The sequence below is a fragment of the Azospirillum sp. VT-I1 genome (genome assembly GCF_055698305.1).
In genome coordinates this window covers 1,031,013-1,052,052 of the sequence record NZ_CP168802.1, presented here as the reverse complement: position 1 = coordinate 1,052,052, position 21,040 = coordinate 1,031,013, and the positions used below count along the sequence as shown (strand labels likewise).

General features: G+C 70.4%; 18 protein-coding genes and 1 pseudogene. 3 read left to right on the top strand and 16 right to left on the bottom strand.

The features are described from left to right. Positions 1–46: 46 nt before the first annotated feature. The 10 genes and pseudogenes from AB8P05_RS18700 to ccoG form a co-directional block, all read right to left on the bottom strand. Positions 47–811, bottom strand: a complete 765-nt coding sequence (locus AB8P05_RS18700; RefSeq protein WP_472759748.1) for a class I SAM-dependent methyltransferase — start codon at positions 809–811, stop codon at positions 47–49. Then, positions 804–1,613, bottom strand: coding sequence for a polysaccharide deacetylase family protein (locus tag AB8P05_RS18695; RefSeq protein WP_472759747.1), 810 nt, complete (start codon positions 1,611–1,613; stop codon positions 804–806). The genes AB8P05_RS18700 and AB8P05_RS18695 overlap by 8 nt, the downstream gene beginning before the upstream one ends. Then, entirely contained in the window at positions 1,606–3,966 is a 2,361-nt protein-coding gene (locus tag AB8P05_RS18690; protein ID WP_472759746.1) for an MMPL family transporter, read from the bottom strand. Before AB8P05_RS18690 ends, AB8P05_RS18695 begins: the two co-directional genes overlap by 8 nt. Beyond that, on the bottom strand, positions 3,963–4,511 hold the full coding sequence (locus tag AB8P05_RS18685) for a LolA-related protein (protein WP_472759745.1): 549 nt from the start codon (positions 4,509–4,511) through the stop codon (positions 3,963–3,965). Before AB8P05_RS18685 ends, AB8P05_RS18690 begins: the two co-directional genes overlap by 4 nt. 49 nt (positions 4,512–4,560) lie before the next feature. After that, entirely contained in the window at positions 4,561–5,523 is a 963-nt protein-coding gene (locus AB8P05_RS18680) for an LpxL/LpxP family acyltransferase (protein ID WP_472759744.1), read from the bottom strand. Continuing rightward, positions 5,520–7,202 carry an AMP-binding protein gene (locus tag AB8P05_RS18675; protein WP_472759743.1) on the bottom strand — a complete coding sequence of 561 codons (1,683 nt, stop codon included), beginning with the start codon at positions 7,200–7,202 and terminating at the stop codon, positions 5,520–5,522. Before AB8P05_RS18675 ends, AB8P05_RS18680 begins: the two co-directional genes overlap by 4 nt. 25 nt (positions 7,203–7,227) lie before the next feature. After that, a complete protein-coding gene (locus tag AB8P05_RS18670; RefSeq protein ID WP_455173909.1) occupies positions 7,228–7,884 on the bottom strand; it encodes a COG4648 family protein in 657 nt (218 codons plus the stop codon). Further along, positions 7,884–8,159 carry a phosphopantetheine-binding protein gene (locus tag AB8P05_RS18665; RefSeq protein ID WP_472759742.1) on the bottom strand — a complete coding sequence of 92 codons (276 nt, stop codon included), beginning with the start codon at positions 8,157–8,159 and terminating at the stop codon, positions 7,884–7,886. Before AB8P05_RS18665 ends, AB8P05_RS18670 begins: the two co-directional genes overlap by 1 nt. Positions 8,160–8,624: 465 nt before the next feature. Then, positions 8,625–10,111: pseudogene (locus AB8P05_RS18660) on the bottom strand (aminotransferase-like domain-containing protein). A 111-nt stretch (positions 10,112–10,222) separates the two neighbouring features. Beyond that, positions 10,223–11,701 carry a cytochrome c oxidase accessory protein CcoG gene (gene ccoG, locus AB8P05_RS18655; RefSeq protein WP_472759741.1) on the bottom strand — a complete coding sequence of 493 codons (1,479 nt, stop codon included), beginning with the start codon at positions 11,699–11,701 and terminating at the stop codon, positions 10,223–10,225. Between the two features lie 324 nt (positions 11,702–12,025). On the opposite strand from ccoG, the gene AB8P05_RS18650 reads away from it, so the two are divergent. After that, positions 12,026–12,370: a DUF1289 domain-containing protein gene (locus tag AB8P05_RS18650; RefSeq protein WP_472759740.1), complete on the top strand. Its 345-nt coding sequence runs from the start codon at positions 12,026–12,028 to the stop codon at positions 12,368–12,370. 33 nt (positions 12,371–12,403) lie between these two features. Here the strand turns inward: AB8P05_RS18650 and AB8P05_RS18645 are convergent, their stop codons facing one another. From AB8P05_RS18645 to AB8P05_RS18635, 3 genes are all read right to left on the bottom strand, one after another. Further along, positions 12,404–13,210: an alpha/beta fold hydrolase gene (locus AB8P05_RS18645; RefSeq protein WP_472759739.1), complete on the bottom strand. Its 807-nt coding sequence runs from the start codon at positions 13,208–13,210 to the stop codon at positions 12,404–12,406. A gap of 83 nt (positions 13,211–13,293) precedes the next feature. Continuing rightward, the gene (locus AB8P05_RS18640) at positions 13,294–14,148 is read right to left on the bottom strand and encodes a transporter substrate-binding domain-containing protein (protein WP_472759738.1); all 855 of its coding nucleotides are present in this window, start codon (positions 14,146–14,148) and stop codon (positions 13,294–13,296) included. Between the two features lie 179 nt (positions 14,149–14,327). Then, positions 14,328–14,765 (bottom strand): Lrp/AsnC family transcriptional regulator, encoded by a 438-nt coding sequence (locus tag AB8P05_RS18635; RefSeq protein ID WP_455173980.1) that lies wholly within the window; start codon positions 14,763–14,765, stop codon positions 14,328–14,330. A gap of 144 nt (positions 14,766–14,909) precedes the next feature. Between AB8P05_RS18635 and rocF the strand changes: the two genes are divergently transcribed. Both rocF and AB8P05_RS18625 read left to right on the top strand, forming a co-directional pair. Then, positions 14,910–15,860, top strand: a complete 951-nt coding sequence (rocF, locus tag AB8P05_RS18630) for an arginase (protein WP_472759737.1) — start codon at positions 14,910–14,912, stop codon at positions 15,858–15,860. Between the two features lie 19 nt (positions 15,861–15,879). Beyond that, complete coding sequence (locus tag AB8P05_RS18625) at positions 15,880–16,944, top strand: ornithine cyclodeaminase (RefSeq protein WP_472759736.1); 1,065 nt, start codon at positions 15,880–15,882, stop codon at positions 16,942–16,944. 7 nt (positions 16,945–16,951) lie between these two features. Here AB8P05_RS18625 and AB8P05_RS18620 read toward each other — a convergent pair whose 3' ends face one another. From AB8P05_RS18620 to kdpC, 3 genes are read right to left on the bottom strand one after another with little or no spacing between them, the layout of a single operon-like run. Beyond that, the gene (locus tag AB8P05_RS18620) at positions 16,952–17,665 is read right to left on the bottom strand and encodes a response regulator (RefSeq protein WP_472759735.1); all 714 of its coding nucleotides are present in this window, start codon (positions 17,663–17,665) and stop codon (positions 16,952–16,954) included. Next, positions 17,662–20,415 (bottom strand): DUF4118 domain-containing protein, encoded by a 2,754-nt coding sequence (locus AB8P05_RS18615; protein ID WP_472759734.1) that lies wholly within the window; start codon positions 20,413–20,415, stop codon positions 17,662–17,664. Before AB8P05_RS18615 ends, AB8P05_RS18620 begins: the two co-directional genes overlap by 4 nt. Positions 20,416–20,458: 43 nt before the next feature. After that, entirely contained in the window at positions 20,459–21,034 is a 576-nt protein-coding gene (gene kdpC / locus AB8P05_RS18610; protein WP_472759733.1) for a potassium-transporting ATPase subunit KdpC, read from the bottom strand. Positions 21,035–21,040: the final 6 nt, after the last annotated feature.

Below are 21,040 nucleotides of genomic sequence, written 5' to 3'. Positions count from 1 at the left end.
TTATGAGTGTTGAGAAGGATTTCGGCCGGGGCTGCGGTTTCATTGTTCACTGGATCCTAACATTGGGAATTTCATGCAAGGAAGGACAAAATTGGACTGGCTCATTGCTTCGGCGGGCTATGAACAAGGTGTTGGCGAAGGGTGTGCCCTGGCTCATCGGCAGGGCTGTCGTCGACAGACCCAGCCCGTTCAGAAGGGATAGCCAGTCGGCCGAAGGGCGGTAAGTCAGGGTTTGCCGCCATTGGCCGCGTGCGGCGCAGGCCGCCTGTTCGGCCCAACGGGTGACCTGGAAAGGCAGGCCACCGCCGGCATCCGCCTCCCGCAGCAGCAGAACCCCGCCGGGCGCCAGAGCGTCAACGCAGCGGGACAGCACCGCCGTCTGCTCCGCCGGTTTCAGGTAGAGCAGGACGTCCAAAATGACGATGGCGTCGCAAGGCGGCAGATCGGTCTTGCGGATGTCGCCCTGGCTGACGGCTTCGGCGCCGAGCGCGGTCCGGGCGATCCGCACCCGCCGTGCCGACAGTTCCACCCCTTGGGTGACGAGGTCGGTGGGCGGCGCCGGCCAGTCCGCCGGCCAGCCGCCCGAGGCGTACCGTTCGGCCGCGGCGCGCAGCAGCGCCGTCAGCACGCCCTGCCCGCATCCGAGGTCGAGCAGCCGGCCGCGGGCGGGAAGCAGCGGATGGCTCAGCAGGTGGCGGAAGACGGGGTCGCCGGCGAGCTTGCCCTTGGCGAAATGCCAGGCGTAGCGGCCGCAGGGGCGGTAGGGCCGGGCGGCGGCGGTCACCAGTTCCCGGAACACGGCCTCAGACATCGGGCACCCCCTCCAGCGATACGGCCGTCAATCCGTGTGCGGCGAGTGTGTCGAGCAGGCGCGGCAGCACCGTCAGAACCACCGGCCGGCCATCGCCGTCGCGCGCGGCGGAGCCGTCATGCAGCATCAGCAGGTCGCCGGGGCCGAGCCCGCGGACCAGACGCCGCTCCACCGCTGCCGGGTCGCGCCGCACCGCATCAAAGCCGCGCCGGGTCCAGGTCGCCAGACGCAGGCCGAACCCGGCGAGGACGGGATCGAGCAGCGGATTGCGCAATCCCGCCGGCGGCTTGAAGAAGCGCGGCGGCCGGCCGGCGAGATCGGTCAGCAGCCGCTGCGCCTCACCCACCTCGCGCCGGATCGCGCGGATGCCCATGGCGGCGAAGCGGTGGGAATGGTGCCAGCTGTGGTTCTCCACCGTATGGCCGCGGCAGACGATGGCCTCGACCAGCGCGGGATGGCGGGCGGCACGGTCGGCGATGCAGAAGAAGCTGGCGCGGGCGCCGGCCCGCTCCAGCAGGTCGAGGACGGCGGGCGTCACCTCCGGATCGGGGCCGTCGTCGAAGCAGAGGCCGACCTGCCCCAGCCGGGCGTTGGCATCCGGCAGGCGGCGCAGATTGGGGCCGAGCAGGCTGCTGCGCGGCCAGAGCCCGATGGCGCCCAGCAGGGCGTGGTTGCCCGCCACCGCACCCAGCGCCCAGGGCCACGACGCCGGAACCGCCGCGACGCCGGCCGCCGCAGCGACATGGAGAAGGGCGGATGCCCGTAGCAGCGGCGAAGGGCGCCAGCGCGTCGGTTCAGGCATGCCCGTCCACCTCCCGTGCGGCGGGGTGCTGCCGGCTCAGCACCGCGGCGAAGGCGAGGCTGAGGAAGGCGCCGATGGCGACGGTCATGCCGATGCCGCGCAGCACCGGGATACCGGAAAAGGCCAGCGTGCCGAAGCCGATGACGGTGCAGAGGTTGGCGATGGCGACCGATGCGACCATGCGTTCGCGCAGGGCGGCGGACGGCTCCGGCCGCTCGAACAGCAGCGAATAGTTGGACCCCACCCCGACCACCAGCAGCAGCCCCACCAGATGGAAGATCGACAGCGCCTGCCCCAGCGCGGTCAGCAGCGCCATGGTGACGACCACCGCCGCCGCCAACGGCATCACCGCCACCATCAACGACCGCAGCGACCGCAGTGCCGCGGCCAGCAACAGCGTGATGGCGGCCGCACCCAGCACCGCCAGCGTCAGCGCCTCCTGCCGATAGCTGCGGTAGAGGTGGTCGGATTCCTCCTTCAGGTTCAGCAAGACGGCTCCGCGCGCCGCCTCTTCGCCGGCCATCCGGGCGGCTACGGCCTGCGGGTCGGTGACGCCGCGCAAGGGCAGCATGGCGGTCCAGCCGTCCCCATTGCGGACCAGCAGGGAGTCGAGCTTCAGCTTCAGGCTTGTGCCGTCCAGGCTGGCCGGGGTCAGCAGCGGCATGGTCCGGGCCTTTTCCGCATCGGCCAGAAAGGGGGAGAAGGCGTCGGGGCGGAAGGGCAGCCCCTGCAGCGCCTCGTTCAGCGCCGCGCGCAGTGTGTCGGGCGGCGGCAGGGCGGCTTGACGGGCGCGCTGGGTCGCCTGGCTCGGCAGGGTCAGGGCGGGGGAGTCGTAGCCGGCGATCAGCCGGTCGCGGACCAGCGCCTCCAGCGGGACGGACAGCCGTTCGGCGGCGGCCAGAGCCTCGTCGGCCGTGGCGGCGCCGGTGACCAGCAGATGTCCGGCGTCGGGCGCGCCGAGGTCGCGGCGCAGCGCCTCGTCCAGCGTCTGGTCGGCTTCCGCGATGGGGCTGAGGCTCGACAGCTCCGCCGACCAGACGGCGGGGCCCTGATGGACGAGCCATGCCAGCGACAGCAGCGTCGCGGCAGCCAGCGGCAGGCGCAGGGCCGGGGCCGCACTGGTCAGGGCGGTCAGCACCGGCGCCAGCCGTGCCGGCCGCTCCGTCGAGTATCCCTCCGGCAGCAGGGTCGGCAGAACCCAGCGGGTGACGGCCACCGCCACCAGCAGCCCGGTGATGGAGAAGAGGCCGAGCTGCGCCAGACCGCTGAAGCTGGAGACCAGCATCGCCCCGAAGCCGACGATCGAGGTCGCGACCCCCAGCAGCAGCGTCGGCCAGATGCGCAGCAGCGTCCGCCGCGCCGGGCTGCCCGGCTGGGTCTGGGTGAAGAGGTAGATGGCGTAATCGACGCTTTCGCCCAGCAGGGTGACGCCGAAGCCCAGCGTGATGCCGTGCACGGTTCCGAAGCCCAGCCCGACCGCCGCCACCCCGGCCAGCGCGCCGGTCGCCGCCGGCAGCAGCGACAGCGCCAGAACGCGCAAGGACCGGTAGACCAGCAGAAGCACCCCGGCCACCAGCAGGGTCGCGACGATGGAGGCGCGGGTCGCATCCGCCTCGATCCGGTCGCGGGTCTGGACGGAAAAGACCGCCGGCCCGGTCATCACCAGCCGCGCGGCGCCGTCCGCCCCCCGGACCTGATCGAACGCGCCGCGGATCAGGTCCAGCGTCTTCTGTTGGGCGTCGAGGTCGAAGCCGGGGGCGGTCGTCTGCACCAGCAGCAGCGCCCGTGCCCCGTCGGCCGAAACCCAGACGCCGTTGCGGCTGGCCGGGCCGGCGGCGTCCCCCATCACGCGGTCGGTCAGGCGCAGGATCTCGGCGGTGGGGTCGGCCGGCAGCGCTTGCTTCAGGAACATCCCCGCCGGCGACTGCAGAAGGCGCAGGTCGTCCTGCAGGGCCTGCCGCAGCCCGTTGGCGGTGAAGCGGTCCGGCGTGACGGCGGGGCTCAGCAGATAGCGGTTGGTCCAGAGATAGGCGCCGTCGGCGCCGCGCCCGGTCCGCTCGCCGTTCTCCACCGCCGCAACCAGCGGGTTGCCGCGCAGCCGGGCGGCAAGATCGCGGCTGAGGCCGGTCAGCCGGTCCGGCGCGTCGCCTTCGACGGCGACCAGGATCAGGCGGGAGACGACGCCGTCGCGCAGCTGGTCCACCAGCAATTGCTGGGTGGGCGAGGGCGAGCGGGGGAGGAAGGCGGACAGGTCGGCGGTGACGGGTGTCCGCGCCACCAGAAGGCCGCAGACGATCAGCCCGGCCAGCCAAAGCGCGACGCCCCATCCCGCCTTGCGTACCGCAGCGGTCATGCGGGGTCCGGCTGGATGGTCATGACGGAGCGGTCGCCGTCGGCCTGCTGAACCTCGATCCGGCGGATCGCCGCCTCCCGCCCGGCGATGACGATGCGCCGGACCGTCGCGCGCGCCTCGTCCGCCCGGGGGACCAGCTGCATGCGCCAGTCCTGTTCCGTGCCGTCCAGCGCCACCTCGTAGAAGCGCATGATGGTGGGCACGTCGCCGCGCAGGGTCGCGCGGATGCTCTCCACATAGCTCTGGATTTCCGGCATCGAGGACACCGACAGCGTGCGCGACGCCCCGTCCGCCCGGGTCAGCGTCAGCCGGTCGCCGTCGAGCCGCAGGCTTTCCGCCTGGGGCTGCAGCGTGCGCTTTTCCAGGAAATCCGGCCGCCGGTAGGTCAGCGTGCCGCTGCTCTCCATCGGGGCGTTCAGCAGGCTGACCTCGCGGGTCTCGACGAAGCGGGCGGTCGAGCTGCCGACCGCGGCGAAACGGGCGAACAGGTCCTCCAGACCCCAGGGCTCCGCCGCCATGGCCGGCACGGCACCGGCCGACAGCATGACGGCCAGCCCGGCGGCAATAAGGCGCCGGGGCAGGCGCCGGCCCGGTCTATTTCCAGAAATCATAGAAATTGAACCAGTTGTAGGGGTGGGAGCGGGCGTAATGCTCCAGCCGGTCGGCGAAGCGGCCGGCCGCCCAGCGCACCAGACCCGGACGGTCCTGCACCGGCACATCGGAGAAGTCGGCGATCCGCTCGAAATGGACGTCGTAGCGCCGGCCACCCTGGTAGATCCCGACCATCAGCACCACCGGCCGCTTCAGCATTGCCGCCAGTTGGAACGGACCCAGGGCGAAGCCGGCCGGCTGGCCGAGGAAGGGCAGGCGGACCTCCTCTTCCCCGTCCAGGGTGCGGTCGGCCAGCATGCCGACGAAATGGCCCTGGTCCAGCCGTTCGCGCACCCGCAGCATCGAATCCGGCCGGCCGAGCCCGATCACCTCCATGGACAGCAGCGGGTTGATGGCATTGAGGACCGAGTTGATCTTGCGCGCATTCTCCTCGTACATCACCAGGCTGACGCGCAGGTCCTTCTGGCGGTGGCCCAGCATGCGGATCGCCTCGAAGCTGCCCATATGGGCGCCGAGCAGCAGGCAGCCCTCCCCCCGCTCCATCAGGTCGATGACGATGTCCTCGCCCTGGACGCGGATGTCGAAATCGTCCGTCTGGTCGTTCAGGAAGAAGACGCGGTCGAGCAGGCAGGCGGCGAAGACGTGATAATGGCGGAACAGGTCGCCGAATCCGGGCGCGCGTCCCAGCGCCTTGGACAGGAACAGGGCCGAGGCCCTGCGCGGCTTGCGCGAGAACAGCACGAAGTAGAGGCAGATCGGGTAGAGAAGCAGCCTCGCCGCCCGCCGGCCGAGCCGCAGGGCCACCCAGACGATGAACTTGATCGCCGCCGTCGTGCTGCGTTCCGGCCGGTTCATCCACTCCTTGCGGCGGCGGCGCGGGAGCGGCGGGGCGATGGGCGTGGCCGTGGCGTCCGCGGTCCGCTTCGCGCGCAGGGGTAGCTTCATGGCGCCCCGCCTTCGATCATGACGCTGCCCGTCATCACGGGGCGGCCTTCGACGCTGCCGGTGAAGGCGATGGCGCCGGCCGGGGCGGCCTGCCATTCGACCAGCATCTGGTCGCCCGGCCGCACCGGGTGCAGGAACTTGGCAGAGCGCAGCCGGCAGGGGCCGGGCCGGCGCCCCTCCGCCGCCGCGATGGCGGTCAGCGCCGTGTCGAGCAGCACGGCCCCCGGAATGACCGGATTGCCGGGAAAATGCCCGGCGGCGGTGGGATGGTCGGCGGGGAAGCGGAGGTCGGTCTGTCGAGGCACGGCGGCGGCACCTAGTCGCGTTGGGGGGTGTCGAGCATCCGCAGCAGCGCCTCCCGCGGCAGCTTGCCGGTCGGGTTGCGCGGCAGGGCGTCGACGAAGCGCAGCGGGCGCGGCAGGAAGATCGGGTCGATCCGCTCGCGCAAGCGGGCCAGCAGCGTCTCGGCGTTCAGACCGGGCGCCACCACCAGGGCGGCGAGGCGGGTTGTCCCGCTCCCCTTCGTTCGGCATGAAGAAGACGCCGTCCTTCACCCCCTCCACCGAGTTCAGATGGTGGTTGAGGAAGGCGAGCGAGCTGCGCTTGCCGGCGATGTTGACCTGATCGGCGGAGCGGCCGTGCAGGATAAAGCGGGTGTCGCTCTTCAGCTCGATCACGTCGGCCAGCAGGGTCTCGCCGTCCAGGAAATCGCCCGACGCCCAGGTTCCCTGTTCGTCCTGGCGCAGGCGGATGCCGTCGATGCACAGCCACTCCGCCGTGGCGCTGGTGCGGCGGACTGCGACCTGTCCGGTCTCCGAACAGCCGTAGATCTCGTGCAGCGGCGCGCCCAGCTTGGCCTCCGCGTCGATGGCCAGCTGCGGGGCGAGCGGGGCGGTGGCGCAGAGGATCAGGTCGAGCGGCGGCAGGGCGGTGCCGTCGGCGAGCAGGGCCTGGAGATGGACCGGCGTGGTCACCAGGATACGGCGGTCGGGCAAGCCGCCGAGGCAGTCGGCGATGTCGGCCGGGAACAGCGGTCGGCTGCCATGCAGGACCAGCCCATGCTGCAGGGCCAGCAGGGCGACCGACTCCAGCCCATACATGTGCTGGTGCGGCACGGTGCCGACCAGACCGGCGGAGCCCAGCCCGGCGATGCCGAGCGCGGTGCCGGCGCCCCGGACGCTTCGCACCAGCGTTCCCCAGCTCTTGACCTGCGGCATCGGCCGGCCGGTGGAGCCGGAGGTGAAGGCGATGGCCGCCACCTGATCGGCCGGGAAGGCGAGGTCTTCGTCGAAGGGCAGCGCCGCGGCGGACAGGCGGTCGAGGCCGTCCGGCGGCAGCGCTTCGATGCAGGTCATGCCGGCATAGTGGGCCCCGGCATCGGTCAGGCAGACGAGGCCGGGATAGCTTTCCTCCAGCTGGCGCAGGGTGGCCGGCGTGTCGTTGGGCGGCAGCAGGCTGACCTGTCGGCGCAGCAGGGCGGCGCCCAGACCGACGACGAAGCCCAGCCGGTCGCCGCACAGGTTCAGCACGAAGCCGCCGTCCGGCAGGCGGCGGGCCAGATCGCGCACCGCGGCGAGATAGCTCCGCACCGTCACCATCCGGCCGTCATGCCAGGCGAACGGATCGTCGGGTCTGCCGTGCCGGATCAGGGTAAGGCGGGTGGTGGACAGCATCGTCATGGCAGGACCGTCGTCGTTCTGGCCTTCATGGATTTGGCCGCTCCGAAAAGACGCGGACGACGTCCGCGATGGAGCCGTGGGAATGGTTGCGGAATTTCCGCAGCCGGTAGGCGTATTCGGCCAGGAACATCGCCGCCACCAGCGGCAGGTCCAGCACGTTGATGAAGAAGGACCACACCGTGTCGGGGGCGAGGCGGAACAGCAGGGCCGACATCGCCAGCTGTCCGGCGAAGAACAGGCACCAGGCGATGGTGACGCGGCGGGTGTAGACCAGCATCCCGTCGGTCAGGGTGCCGCGGATGCGCCGGGCGATCCAGGTGATCAGCGGCTCCCGCCCGGCCAGCAGGGTGCGGCCGAACAGGACCAGCAGGCCGACATAGATGGTGGCGTGGCTGACCGCCGAGGCCGCCAGCAGCCCGTCGCGGGCGGAGCGCCAGGACAGGCCCAGCAGGGCGATGGCCGCGGCCAGCGCCACCCAGCGGAAGCGGGGCGCGGCGCGGCTGACCGCAACCCCGGTGACGGTGGCCTGGACCAGGGCCAGCGCCATGGCGGTGTCGGCGTCCAGGTCGGCGACGATGGCGCCATGGACCAGCAGGGGGTAGAGGACGACCGCCGACAGGCCGGCGCCGACCGCGACCGCGCTTCTGGCGCCACCCCGGGACTGGGCCGCGACATCCGGCATCAGGCGGCTTTGAGCTGTTGAATGTGGTCGTTCAGCGTGCGCAGCGAGGAGAAGATCCGGGTGTTGTTCTCGTCATCCGCCCGCAGCTTCACCCCGTAGGTCTTGGAGACGGCGAGCGCCACCTCAAGGATGTCGATTGAATCGAGCCCCAGCCCTTCGCCGTAGAGGGCGGCGTCCGGGTCGATGTCCTCCGGGGCGGTTTCAAGCGTCAGGGTATTCACGATCAGGGTCGCCAGATCGAGTTCGGCGGGAGACATGGTCTTCAAGTCACTCATTATGCCTCGCTAAAGCAACGCCTGTGACTCTCGAGCTATTCTACCCCTTTCGATATAATCCCAGGGTATAGAAAACCGTATTAGAGTCCCAAGATTCGCAATTTCAGGAGTCACGATAGCCATGCACCCGAGACGATGCCATCATTATTTCGGAGTGATCAGTTTGTTTTGTTAAAGATTGACTTTGTTTGAAACGATATGCCGCCGGGGCTGCCCGTTGCGGTTGCCGATGGCCGGATCGGGCCAATCCGGCGGGGCGGCGAACTGAACATTTGAAACGCCGTGAAACGTTTTTCCGGCCCCTGTTCACTGTTTCATCCGGCGGTGCGGCAGCATGGGCAAAGACATGGCAACGGGTCCGGCCGGACGCGGTCGGGGATGGAAGCGGACAAGGGTGTGGGGATGACGGCCAAGTCTAGCGGCGGGCGCCGCCGCTGACCATCGAAAGCTTCAAGGAGCAGCCTCTCAGATCACGATGCCGGCCAGGGCCGGGCTCTGTTCCAGCGTGTCGGCCAGGGTCTCCAGCATGTGGCGGCAGTCCGCGCGGGTGACCGGGGCGCCCAGGCAGATGCGCAGGGCCTCCGGGGCGGGGCCGGCGGTGAGGCCGGGAACGAGAAAGGTGTCGCTGGCGGCGGCGGCGATGCCGCGGCCGCGCAGATGGGCGGCGAACTCCCCCGTGTCCAGGCCGGCGGCAGGCCGAGCCACAGGTGGAAGCCTTCCGGATGGGCGGTGACGGCGGCGGGCGGCAGCAGGTCGCGCGCCATGCGCTGGCGGACGGTCGCCTCGGCCCGGATGGCGGCGAGCAGGGCGTCGGCGGTGCCGTCGCCGATCCAGCGGGTGGCGACGGCGGCGGGGATCGGCGGGGTGCCGAGCATGGTCGCCCGCTGGGCGGCGGCCAGCCGCATGGCCTGACGGGCGTCCGGTGCGGCGACATAGGTGATGCGCAGGCCCGGCGCCACGCATTTCGCCAGACCGGTGACATGGAAAGTCATCTCCGGTGCCAGCGCCGCGATGGGCGGCGGCGCGTCCTGCGGCAGCACGCCGTAGATGTCGTCCTCGATGATCGGGATGCCGTGCTCGCGGGCGATGGCGGCGATGGCGGCGCGCCGCTCCGCCGGCAGGGTCGCCGTCGTCGGGTTGTGCAGGGTGGGGGTGCAGTAGAGCGCCTTCGGCGCGTGGGTCTCCACGGCGGCGCGCAGGGCGTCGGGATCGAGCCCGTCGCCGTCCATCGCCACCCCGACCACCCGCAGGCCCAGATGCCCGGCGATGGCCCTGAAGCCGGGATAGGTCAGCGCCTCCGTACAGACGATGTCGCCGGGGCGGGCGAGCATGCTGAGCAGGGCCAGCAGGGCGCTCTGCGTGCCGGGGCAGACGACGATGCGGCTGTTGTCCACCGGACCGAGCCGGCGGGACAGCCAATGAGCGCCCGCCGCGCGATCCTCCTCCAGGCCGCCGGCGGCGGTTGCGGTGTCGGGATAGCGCAGCAGGGATTGCGGGTCGATCCGCAGCATGGCCTGGGCCAGCCCCTGGCGCACGCGCTCCAGCAGGTCCGGCGCGTCGGGCAGGGGCGGCTGGTTCATCGTCATGTCGATGATCGCGGCCGGCCGGTTTGCGGAGAAAGGCGCCGGTGCCTCGCGCCGGGCGGCGGGCCGGGCGCTGATGAAGGTGCCCTGGCCGACGCGGGCGTCGAGGAGACCCCTGCGCCGCGCCTCGCCATAGGCCCGGCTGACCGTGGTCAGGTCCACGCCCAGCCGGTCGGCCAGCGCGCGCTGCGGCGGCATCCGGTGCCCCGCCGCCAGCCGGCCGCTGCGGACATCCTCGGCGATGGCGTCGGCGATGGCGAGATAGACCGGCCTGGTCCGGTTCGCCAGATCGGGCTGCCAGATGCCGGTGCCGGACTGCTCCGCCGGATCGGCGGTTTCGGCTGTACGGGCCGGGATATCGGATTGCATGGAATGTCCTGACCGTTTGCTTGACCTGCACCCTGCGGCGGCGTCCGCATCATACACGCGTCCCGCCGCCGGCGCCGCAAGCAACGACGCAGGCGCGCGGAACACGGCGCGTCACGGGGCGAGGAACACGCTGTCGTGCCGGACCGGCTCGCCGGCCGGGTCGGGCGTCAGCGTGAAGGCGAGCGGGGTGGAGGCGTCGGCCAGGGCGGCGCGCGGCACGCGGACCTGGATGCGGTAGGTCTCCACCGCGTTGCCGCGGGCGGACAGCGCCAGCTCGCCGGCCTCGCCGCTTTCACCCGACAGGGCGAGGCTGGCCTGCGGCAGGCCGGACAGGGTCAGGCGGTACTGCCGGTCCGTCAGCGACATGTTGGCGATCTTGATGGTGTAGGCGTTCTGGATGCGCCCGTCGCTGAGCGCCACGAACAGCGGCGCCCGGTCGCGCAGCACGGCGATGTCGTCGCTGGGCTTCAGCGCCAGGGCGATGGCCATGGCGCCGCCGACCACGACCAGCATCAGGCCGTAGACGATGGTGCGCGGCCGGATCAGGCGGTAGCGGGGCGGCGGGGCGGCGACGGCCTTCGCCGCCTGCGCCGTCAGTGTGTCGAAGCGGATGAGGTCGCCGGGACGGCCGATGCGCGCCATCACGTCGTTGCAGGCGTCGACGCACAGGCCGCAGCCGATGCACTCCATCTGGATGCCGTCGCGGATGTCGATGCCGGTCGGGCAGACCTGGACGCACTGGCCGCAATCGATGCAGTCGCCGAAGCCCTTTTGGGCGCGGTCGTCCCACCCCTCGCTCTTGCGCAGCGGCGCGCGCCCTTCGCCGCGCCAGTCCTGATAGGTGACGACCAGGCTGTCCTCGTCCAGCATGGCGGCCTGGATGCGCGGCCAGGGGCAGACGTAGAAGCACATCTGTTCGCGCATGAAGCCGGCCATTAGATAGGTGCAGGCGGCCATGAACAGGACGGAGCCGGCGGCGAGCGCCGAGGCGTCGAAGCGCAGCAGATCGACCGCCAGCGTCGGCGCGTCCGTCAGGTAGGCGATGCTGAGGAAGCCGGTGACGGCGGAGATCGCCAGCCACGCCGCATGCTTGACCGCCTTCTTCGCCAGCCAGGGCGCGGTCCAGGGCTGCTTGTCCAGCCGGATGCGCTCGCTGCGGTCGCCCTCGACCCGCCGTTCGATCCAGACGAACAGGTCGGTCCACACCGTCTGCGGGCAGGTGAAGCCGCACCAGACCCGGCCGCCCAGCGCCGTCGCCAGGAACAGGCCGATGGCGGCGATGATCATCACGCCGGTGATGTAATAGACATGCTGCGGCCACAGCTGGACCGCGAAGATGTAGAAGCGCTGGCTGCCGAGATCGAACAGCACCGCCTGATCGGGGACGCCCGGCCCGCGGTCCCAGCGCAGGAAGGGCAGCAGGGCAAACAGCGCCAGCAGCACCGCGCCGAGCCCGGTCTTCATCCGCCGGTAGCGCCCGTGCACCGCCTTGGGATGGATCTTGCGGTGGGAGGCGTAGGTCGGCTGCGGCTCCTGCGGGGCGGGAGAGTGGTTGGGGCGGCGGGTGATGATCGGCGCGTCGCTGGGCATGGGGCACCTGGCACGAAGGAGCCGTCCGGCCGTCGCGTCCCGGAAAGGCGTATGGAACGGCGGCCTCTCGGCAATACGATTTGTATGGGTTATTGACGGGATCGCATCAAGCGGATTGCAGGGCTTTCCTGTGCCGGACCCCGGGGGTGCGGTGGTTTGCCGCACCGGGCATGGTGATGGCAGGCGCGGAAATCCGTACAATGTCAGGCTGGCGAAGGCAGCGTGGCTTCATTGTATGGATGGGCCGGCTGGTGCCCGGCCATTGCCGAACCGGCATGCCGATGCACATTGTGCTCGCAGGACAGCGACCATGCGACAGGCACCATGAGCATCATCAAGTTGGGCCGCAGGAAATCGAAAGAGCGTGTTGCGGCCAAGGACACCCGGAATCCCTGCATCGGGCTCTGCCGGTTCGGTGGACAGGGGGCCTGCCTGGGCTGCCACCGCACCAAGGCCGAGGTGAAGGGCTGGAAAAAGCTGAGCGCTGCCGCCAAGGCGGCCATCAACGAACGGATCCGGCAGGGTACGGCGCCGGGTGTCCAGGAGAATGCCGCCGAGGGCAAGCCGCCCCGCAAGCGTCTGCGCAAGCTCGACCGCAAGATCGGCAAGCTGGAAGCCAAACTCACCGCCCTGCGGGCCGAGCGCGAGGCCATGGCGGGATCGGGCTGAGGCGCGCGGTGAGAGGTATACCGCCGGTGAGGGTCAGGTCCGTGCGAGAAAGTCCCTGATCGCCTCGACCACCGTGTCCTCGCGCTCGCGGTGCGGGACGTGGCCGGTGTCGGGAAGCATGTGGACGGTTCCTCGGCCGGCGGCGATGCGGGCGGGATGGTCCATGGAGCCGTATTCGTCCCGGTCGCCGTGCAGGGCCAGCACCGGGCAGCGGACCTCCGCCAGGGCGGCGTCGAGCGTCCAGCCGGCGAATTCGGGCGACAGCCAGGAGCCGGTCCAGGCATCGACCGCCCAGCGGGCCTTCTCGCCATGGTACTTCGCCAGCCGGGCAAGCTGCGCCGGGTCCTGGAAGCCCCGCTCGGCAACGCGGATGCCGGCGAGGGTCCGATCCTCGACGAAGGCCTGGGCGGCGATGGTCACGAGCGCCCGGCAGCGCGGCCCGAACAGCGCCGCGGTCTCCGCCGCCATGCCGCCGCCGACGCTGTGGCCGCAGGCGACGAAATCGCCGATGGCGAGCCGGTCCAGCAGGTCCGGCAGGACGGTCCGCGCCTCCGCCGCCACGAAATCGAGGGCGAGCTGTCCGGGATGCGGATCGGACCGGCCGAATCCGAGCCGGTCATAGGCGATGACCCGTCTTGCCGTCGCCGCGGCGAGCCGGGCCGGGAAACTGCGCCAGAGATCGACGCAGCCGAGGGAATCGTGGAACAGCAGGATCGGCGGCCGGGCGGTCCCGTCCGGGGCGTCCGGCCGCCATTCCTTCACATACAGGCGACCGCCCGCGGTCTGGATGAACTGCTCCTGGTCATGGACGGCGGCGGGCTGCGGGGGCGGCGTGGTCATGCTGTCCATCGGTTGCGGTCGATCGGGTGCGGATGGCCGGGGAAGCCCCCGGCCAAGCGACAGGCGGGTAGGCGGCTTCGGCGTTACTTCACCGAAACGTCGTAGCCGAAATGCTGCTGGCTCAGCTTGGCGATGGTGCCGTCCTTGCCGGCCTCGGCGATGGCCTTGTCGAAGCGCGCCTTCAGGTCGGCATCGGCCTTGCGCAGGCCGACGCCCATGCCTTCGCCCAGCACGCCGCGGGTCATGGTCGGGCCGACCAGCGTCATGCTGTCCTTGCCCATGCTGCGGATGATCGCCTCGATGGGAGAGCGGTCGCCGAAGATCGCGTCCACCCGGCCGGAGGACAGGTCGATGGCCGCGTTGTCGATCTTGTCGTAGCTGCGCACCGTCACGCCCGGCAGGTGCTTTTCCAGGAAATCGACCTGGATGGTGGAGGTCTGCACGCCCACCGCCTTGCCCTTCAGCAGCTCCGCCAGCTTGGCCAGCGCGGCCTTGCTTCCGGCCTCGTCGGCGAGGTCGATGCTGTCGGCGCCGAAGGCGGCCCCGTTCAGCTTGGAGGACTTCATCACGGCGAAGGTGGACTGTTCGGTGCCGTAGGGGCCGGCGAAGGCGATGACCTTCTTGCGTTCCTCGGTGATGGTCATGCCGGCCATGATGGCGTCGATCTTGCCCTGCTGCAGCGACGGGATCATGCCGTCCCAGTCCTGGGCGATCAGCTCGCACTCCGCCTCCATGCGCTTGCACAGGTCCCAGGCGAGGTCGATCTCGAAGCCGACCAGCTTGCCCGACGAATCCATGCCGTTCCACGGGGCGAAGGAGCCTTCCGAGGCGATGCGGATCTTCTTCGCGTCCTTGGCGGCGGCGGGGTGGTCCATGGTGACGCCGGCGGTCCCGGTCGCCAGCGCACCCAGCACCAGCGCCATGCGGATCTTCTTCATCGGCTTGTTCCTTCCGTTCATTGTGCAGGCCGCACCGGCTTGCGCGCCCGTTCCGCCTGCGAAGCGCCCGGACTTTGGCACAGCGCTCCACCGGCCGTCACCCCCGTGATGGCGGGAAAGCCTGCGTTGCCATGGCGCAGCCCGTTGGGATGACCGACTGTCCGCGGTCGGGTGAACGCCTAAAGGCGGGCGCGGGTGCTGCGCGGGGTGTTCAGCAGCAGGTTCGTCTCGCTGGTGGTGATGCCGGGGATCAGGCGGATGCGGCGCAGCACCGCGTCGAACTCCGGCAGGCTGGATGAGGACAGCTCGACGATCAGGTCCCAGCGGCCGTTGGTGCTGTGGATCTCCATGATCTCGGGAAAGCCGCTGAGCGTGCGCACCACACGGTCGGCCGCCTGCCCCTCCACCTCGATCAGCATGATGCCGCGCACTGGCGCCTCCACCGTGTCGGCGCGCAGGATGACGGTGTAGCCGATGATGATGCCGGACGCCTCCAGCCGCTCCATGCGGGAGCGGACCGTGGCGCGCGACACCCCCAGCTCGATGGCGAGGTCGGAAATGCTGCGGCGGCCGTCATGGCGCAGCAGGGTAATCAGCTTCTCGTCCAGCTGGTCCAGGGTCATGTCCGCCGGTCTCCGCCGTTTTGGCAAGCTTGACTGTCCGGTTTGGTAGGCCGGATGGCGGCTTTTGTCAATTTGCCCTGTCCGTTCCGCCACGCGCCTGTGGTTTGCTGGTGGGGGGAACAGGCAAGAGACCGAACAATGTCCTACCAGAAGACAAAGACGAAGCAGTGCCGGCTGGTCGGCGTGCCGGTGCAGGATGGGGCCGGGCGCCTCGGCTGCGAGATGGGGCCGAGCGCCTACCGGACGGCGGGCATCGCGCGGGCGCTGTCCGACCTGGGGCACAGCGTCACCGATCTCGGCAATGTGGCACCGGTGCCGCAGCGGCCGATGGCGCACGGCAACGCCGCGCTGAAGCTGCTGCCGGAGGTGGCGGGCTGGACCGCGGCGCTGTCCAAGGTGGCGTACGAGGCGAGCGCCGGGCAGGACGCCATGCCGATCTTCATGGGCGGCGACCACAGCCTTGCCGCCGGCACCCTGACCGGGCTGGCGCAGCGGGCGGCCGAGATGGGGCGCCCGCTGTTCGTCCTATGGCTGGACGCGCATCCGGACTTTCACACGCTGGACACGTCGGAGAGCGGCAACCTGCATGGCGTGCCGATGGCCTACGCCACCGGCCGCGCCGGCTTCGACGGCTATTTCCCGCCGCCGCCGGGCCGGCTCGACCCGCACAATGTCTGCATGATGGGCATCCGCAGCGTCGATCCGGCCGAACGGCGGGCGCTGGAAACGTCGGGCATCATCGTGCACGACATGCGGAAGATCGACGAGCACGGCATCGCCGCGCTGCTGCGCCCGTTCCTGCAGCGGGTGGTCGAGGCGGACGGGCTGCTGCATGTCAGCCTGGACGTCGATTTCCTCGACCCCGGCATCGCCCCCGGCGTCGGCACCACGGTCCCCGGCGGCGCCACCTTCCGCGAGGCGCATCTGGTGATGGAGATGCTGCACGATACCGGCATGGTCAGCAGCGTCGATCTGGTGGAGCTGAACCCCTTCCTGGACGAGCGCGGACGCACCGCGATCCTGATGGTGGAACTGCTGGCCAGCCTGATGGGGCGCCGCGTCCTCGACTACCCGACCCGCAGCTTCTGACCGATTGGAGCGTTAGACCATGATCCCGAACCTGAACCTCGTTCCCTTCGTCAGCGTCGACCACATGATGAAGCTGGTGCTGCACATCGGCGTGGAGCGCTTCCTGACCGAGCTGTCCGCCTATGTGGAGGAGGATTTCCGCCGCTGGGAGAGCTTCGACAAGACGCCGCGGGTCGCCTCCCACAGTGCTGAAGGCGTGATCGAGCTGATGCCGACCAGCGACGGCCGCACCTATGGCTTCAAATATGTGAACGGCCATCCGAAGAACACGCGCGAAGGGCGGCAGACCGTCACCGCCTTCGGCGTGCTGGCCGATGTCGGCAACGGCTATCCGGTGCTGATGACGGAGATGACCATCCTGACGGCACTGCGCACCGCCGCCACCTCCGCCGTCGCCGCCAAGCATCTGGCGCCGAAGGATGCGACCTGCATGGCGATCATCGGCAACGGCGCGCAGGCGGAGTTCCAGGCGCTGGCCTTCAAGGCGCTGCTGGGGATCCGGAAACTGCGGCTCTACGACATCGACCCGGTGGCGACGCAGAAATGCGTGCGCAACCTGCGCGACCAGGGGTTCGAGATCACCGCCTGCGGCTCGACCGAGGAGGCGGTGGAGGGGGCGCAGATCATCACGACGGTCACGGCGGACAAGCAGTATGCGACCATCCTGACCGACAACATGGTCGGGGCGGGCGTGCACATCAACGCGGTCGGCGGCGACTGCCCCGGCAAGACGGAGCTGCACCGCGATATCCTGCTGCGCTCGGACATCTTCGTGGAGTATCCGCCGCAGACCCGGATCGAGGGCGAGATCCAGCAGCTGCCCCCCGACCATCCGGTGACGGAGCTGTGGACGGTGATGACGGGCCAAGCGGTCGGCCGGCGCGATGCGCGGCAGATCACGCTGTTCGATTCGGTGGGATTCGCGACGGAGGACTTCTCGGCCCTGCGCTATGTGCGCGACAAGGTGGCGGGGACGGGGTTCTACGAGAACCTGGACATGCTGGCCGACCCGGACGAGCCGCGCGACCTGTTCGGCATGATCCTGCGCGCCGCCAAGCCGGCCCCGGTGGGGGAGGCGGCGTGACCTGCCCTCACTCCCCCGCGCGCAGGCGGTAGCCGACGCCGGTTTCGGTCAGGATGTGCTGCGGACGGTCGGGTTCGGATTCGATCTTCTGGCGCAGCTGGCGGATGTAGATGCGCAGGTACTGGATGTCGGTCTCGCCACCCCAGACCTCGGTCAGGATCATGCGGTGGGTCAGCACCTTGCCGGCATGGGCGACCAGCAGGCGCAGCAGGTCGTATTCGCGCGGCGACAGCTTCACCTCCGCGCCGCGGACGGTGACGATGCGGCGGACGAGGTCCACCGTCAGGTCGCCGCTGCGGAAGACCGGGCGTTCGCCCTGGCGCTGCAGCCGGTGGCGCAGGGCGGCGCGGATGCGGGCCAGCAGCTCGTCCATGCCGAAGGGCTTGGTGACGTAATCGTCGGCGCCGAGGTCGAGCGCCTCCACCTTGCCGGCCTCGTCCACCCGGCTGGACAGCACGATGATCGGCAGAGCCGTGCCGGGCGAACCCGGATCGCCGCCGCGCAGGCGGCGGATCACCTCCAGACCGTCGATGCCCGGCAGGCCGAGGTCGAGCACCAGCAGGTCCGGCGTGCGGCGGCGGATTTCCTTCAGCGCGGCGTCGCCGTCCTCCGCCTCCACGATGTCGTAGCCCTGGGCCGACAGGCTGGTGCGCAGGAAGCGGCGGATCGGCGGCTCGTCATCGACCACCAGGACGCGGAGCGGGGCGGAGGGCTGGGTCATAAGCTGCTGTCCTCCAGGGCCGGCAGGTCGGCCGCGGCCGGGATGGTCAGGGTGAAGACGGCGCCGGAACGGTCGCCGCGGTTGCCGGCGGCGATGGCGCCCCCCATCGCCTCGACGAAGCCGCGGCAGATCGCCAGCCCCAGCCCGGTGCCGGCGCGCTGCCGGTCCTGGGCATGGACACGGTAGAACTTGTCGAAGATGCGGTCCACATCGGCGGGCGGGATGCCGTCGCCCTCGTCCATCAGCCGGACCTCGACCGCATCGCCAAGCCGGCGCGCCCGCACCGTCACCCGGCTGCCGGTTGGGGCGTATTTGGCGGCATTGTCCAGCAGGTTGAACAGCACCTGTTCGAACAGCACAGGGTCGAGATCGACCATCGGCAGGTCGGGGGCGAGGTCCACCTCCACATGGTGGCCGGCGAGGATGCGGCCGGTGCGTTCAAGCGCGCTGCCGACCAGTTCCGAGAGGTCGACCGGGCCGCTGCGCGGGCGGACCGCCCCCGATTCCAGGCGCGTCATGTCCAGCAGGTTGGCGATGAAGCGGTTCAGCCGTTCCGCCTCCTCCTGGATGTTGGTGGCGAGATCGAGCCGCCCGGCTTCGTCCAGGGTGGCGCCGTAGCGGGTCAGGCTGGTGGCCGATCCCAGGATGGAGGCCAGCGGCGTGCGCAGGTCGTGCGAAATGGAGGTGAGCAGGGCGGAGCGCAGCCGCTCGGTCTCCGCCGCCAGCTTGGCGCGGTCGACATCCTCGGCCAGCATCACCCGTTCGATGGCCAGCGCCGCCTGATCGCCGAGCGCGTCGAGCAGCCGACGCTGGTCGGGAGAGAGCAGGCCGCTCCTTCGGCTGCGGTCGCCGCCGCCCGTATCGACTCCCACCAGCGCAACCGGGCCGCGGCCGGTCCGCATCGGCAGGAACAGCCAGCGGGCGCCGGGCAGCGTGTCGGCGCCACGGCCGGCGGGCTTGTTGTTCTGCCAGCTCCACATGGCGGCGGCGAGGTCGGCCTCCTCCAGCACATCCTCCGGCGGATAGCCGGCGCGGACGGCCAGGCGGCCCGCCTGCTTGTCGTTGTCCGGCATCAGGAGGACGACATGCGCCTTCAGCATCGCCGCGATCTGATAGGCGGTGGCCCACAGCAGGTCGTCCATGGTGACGACGCCTGCCAGCTTGCGGCTGAACTGATAGAGATCCTCGGTGGTCTTGGCGCGCTGGCGCGCGGTCAGCGCCTGGGCGCGGACGCGGGCGGTCAGGTTGCTGGCAATCGCCGCGACCACGGCGAAGACCAGCAGAGCGACGATGTTCTCGGGATCGGAAATCGTGAAGGTGTAGAGCGGCGGCAGGAAGAAATAGTTGAAGGCCAGGACGCTGGCGACGCAGGCATAGAGCGACGGCCCCAGTCCGCCGGTGACGGCGCTGGCGAGGATGGCGGTCAGGAAGACCAGCGCGATGTTGCTGAGCCCGAGCGCCAGATGCAGCAAATGACCCAATCCCAGCGCCGCCGCGACATAGCCGGTGGCGGAAAGATAGGGCAGGCCCCGGAAGGACCAGCGGTCCTCGGTTGCGGTCCGCACCGTCTTGGGCGGCACGGCGTCGCCGGGATTGGCGCCGGGATTGGCGGCGGCGATGACATGGACGCTGATGTCGCCGGCCCGGCGGATCAGGTTGTGCGCCACCGATCCGTGGAGAAGCTCCGACCAGCGCGGACGGCCGGACTTGGCGATGACGAGATGGGTGATGTTGTTGGCGCGGGCATACTCCACCACCGCGTCGGCGACGTCGCGGCCGGGGATCGTCACCGCCTCTCCGCCCAGCCGTTCGACGAGGCGCAGGGTGTCGGCGATGCGGTCGCGCTCCGCCTCGCTCAGGCGCAGGTCGCGGCTGGTCTCCACATGGATGGCGCCCCAGCGGGCGCGCAGCCGTTCCGCCTGCCGGCGGGCATAGCGAACCAGCGCACCGCCGCCGGCGTCCTGGTCGATGCAGACCAGCAGCCGCTCCCCCGCCGCCCAGGGGCCGGCGATGGCGTGGGCCTGCATGTGGGTGAGCAGCTGGTCGTCCACCCGGTCGGCGGTGCGGCGCAGGGCCAGCTCGCGCAGCGCGGTGAGGTTGCCGGGAGAGAAATAATGGCGGATCGCCTGTTCCGCCGTGCGGGGGACATAGACCTTGCCCTCCTTCAGGCGCTGGATCAGGTCCTCCGGCGTGATGTCGATGACCTCGATGTCGTCGGCACGGTCGATGACGGAATCCGGCACCGTCTCGCGCACGCGGACCCGCGTGATCTTGGCGACGACGTCGTTCAGGCTTTCGACATGCTGGATGTTCAGCGTGCTGTAGACGTCGATGCCGGCGTCCAGCAGTTCCTGAACGTCGAGGTATCGCTTGGCATGGCGGCTGCCGGGGGCGTTGGTGTGGGCCAACTCGTCCACCAGCACGATCTTCGGCCGGCGGGCGAGGATGGCGTCCAGATCCATTTCAGCCAACGCATGACCCTTGTGGCGGACGGTGCGGCGGGGGACGATCTCCAGCCCTGCGACCAGAGCCTCCGTCTCGGCGCGGCCGTGGGTCTCCACCACGCCGACGACGAGGTCGGCGCCATCGCGCCGCTTGGCCTGGGCGGTCAGCAGCATGGCGAAGGTCTTTCCCACGCCGGGGGCGGCGCCGAGGAAGATCTTCAGCCGCCCGCGCTCCTCCCGCTCCGCCTGCCGCAGCAGCGCGTCCGGCGAAGGCCGCTGGTCGCGTCCACCCTGGTCGTCGGTCATCCGGTTCCGTCTCCTCCGTTCCGCCCCCCGTTCCGCCGGATCTCTAGCGGGCCGCCGCCGCCCTGTCCAAGGCTAGATTGAGCGCCAGCACATTGACGGTCGGCTCACCCAAGAAGCCCAGCGGGCGCGGCTCGGTGGTGTCGGCGACCAGCTTGCGCACGGCGTCCTCGGACAGGCCGCGGGCCTTGGCGACGCGCGGCACCTGGAAGTCGGCGGCGGCCGGCGACAGGTCGGGGTCGAGGCCGCTGCCCGACGTGGTCACCAGTTCCACCGGAACCGGGGTGCCGGGATTCTCCGCCTTCAGCCTGTCGGCGTCGGCCTGCACCCGCTCGACCAGCGCCTTGCTGGTCGGGCCGAGGTTGGAGCCGCCGGAGCTTGCGGCGTTGTAGGGGGTGTCGGCGGTGGCCGACGGGCGCGGGTGGAAATAGCGGTCGGCGGCGAAGGTCTGGCCGATCAGTTCGGAGCCGATCACCGCGCCGTTCCGCTCGATCAGGCTGCCGTTGGCCTGATGCGGGAAGAGGGTCTGGGCGATGCCGGTGACGGCCAGCGGATAGGCGAGGCCGGTGACGACCGCCAGGGCGGCGGTCATGACCAGGGCGGGACGCAGTTCCTTCAGCATGGACGG

Coding starts and splice junctions, on each gene's coding strand:
- AB8P05_RS18700 (WP_472759748.1), bottom strand. CDS start 811: ATGTCTGAGGCCGTGTTCCGGGAACTGGTGACCGCCGCCGCCCGGCCC.
- AB8P05_RS18695 (WP_472759747.1), bottom strand. CDS start 1,613: ATGCCTGAACCGACGCGCTGGCGCCCTTCGCCGCTGCTACGGGCATCC.
- AB8P05_RS18690 (WP_472759746.1), bottom strand. CDS start 3,966: ATGACCGCTGCGGTACGCAAGGCGGGATGGGGCGTCGCGCTTTGGCTG.
- AB8P05_RS18685 (WP_472759745.1), bottom strand. CDS start 4,511: ATGCTGTCGGCCGGTGCCGTGCCGGCCATGGCGGCGGAGCCCTGGGGT.
- AB8P05_RS18680 (WP_472759744.1), bottom strand. CDS start 5,523: ATGAAGCTACCCCTGCGCGCGAAGCGGACCGCGGACGCCACGGCCACG.
- AB8P05_RS18675 (WP_472759743.1), bottom strand. CDS start 7,202: ATGACGATGCTGTCCACCACCCGCCTTACCCTGATCCGGCACGGCAGA.
- AB8P05_RS18670 (WP_455173909.1), bottom strand. CDS start 7,884: ATGCCGGATGTCGCGGCCCAGTCCCGGGGTGGCGCCAGAAGCGCGGTC.
- AB8P05_RS18665 (WP_472759742.1), bottom strand. CDS start 8,159: ATGAGTGACTTGAAGACCATGTCTCCCGCCGAACTCGATCTGGCGACC.
- ccoG (WP_472759741.1), bottom strand. CDS start 11,701: ATGCCCAGCGACGCGCCGATCATCACCCGCCGCCCCAACCACTCTCCC.
- AB8P05_RS18650 (WP_472759740.1), top strand. CDS start 12,026: ATGAGCATCATCAAGTTGGGCCGCAGGAAATCGAAAGAGCGTGTTGCG.
- AB8P05_RS18645 (WP_472759739.1), bottom strand. CDS start 13,210: ATGACCACGCCGCCCCCGCAGCCCGCCGCCGTCCATGACCAGGAGCAG.
- AB8P05_RS18640 (WP_472759738.1), bottom strand. CDS start 14,148: ATGAAGAAGATCCGCATGGCGCTGGTGCTGGGTGCGCTGGCGACCGGG.
- rocF (WP_472759737.1), top strand. CDS start 14,910: ATGTCCTACCAGAAGACAAAGACGAAGCAGTGCCGGCTGGTCGGCGTG.
- AB8P05_RS18625 (WP_472759736.1), top strand. CDS start 15,880: ATGATCCCGAACCTGAACCTCGTTCCCTTCGTCAGCGTCGACCACATG.
- AB8P05_RS18620 (WP_472759735.1), bottom strand. CDS start 17,665: ATGACCCAGCCCTCCGCCCCGCTCCGCGTCCTGGTGGTCGATGACGAG.
- AB8P05_RS18615 (WP_472759734.1), bottom strand. CDS start 20,415: ATGACCGACGACCAGGGTGGACGCGACCAGCGGCCTTCGCCGGACGCG.
- kdpC (WP_472759733.1), bottom strand. CDS start 21,034: ATGCTGAAGGAACTGCGTCCCGCCCTGGTCATGACCGCCGCCCTGGCG.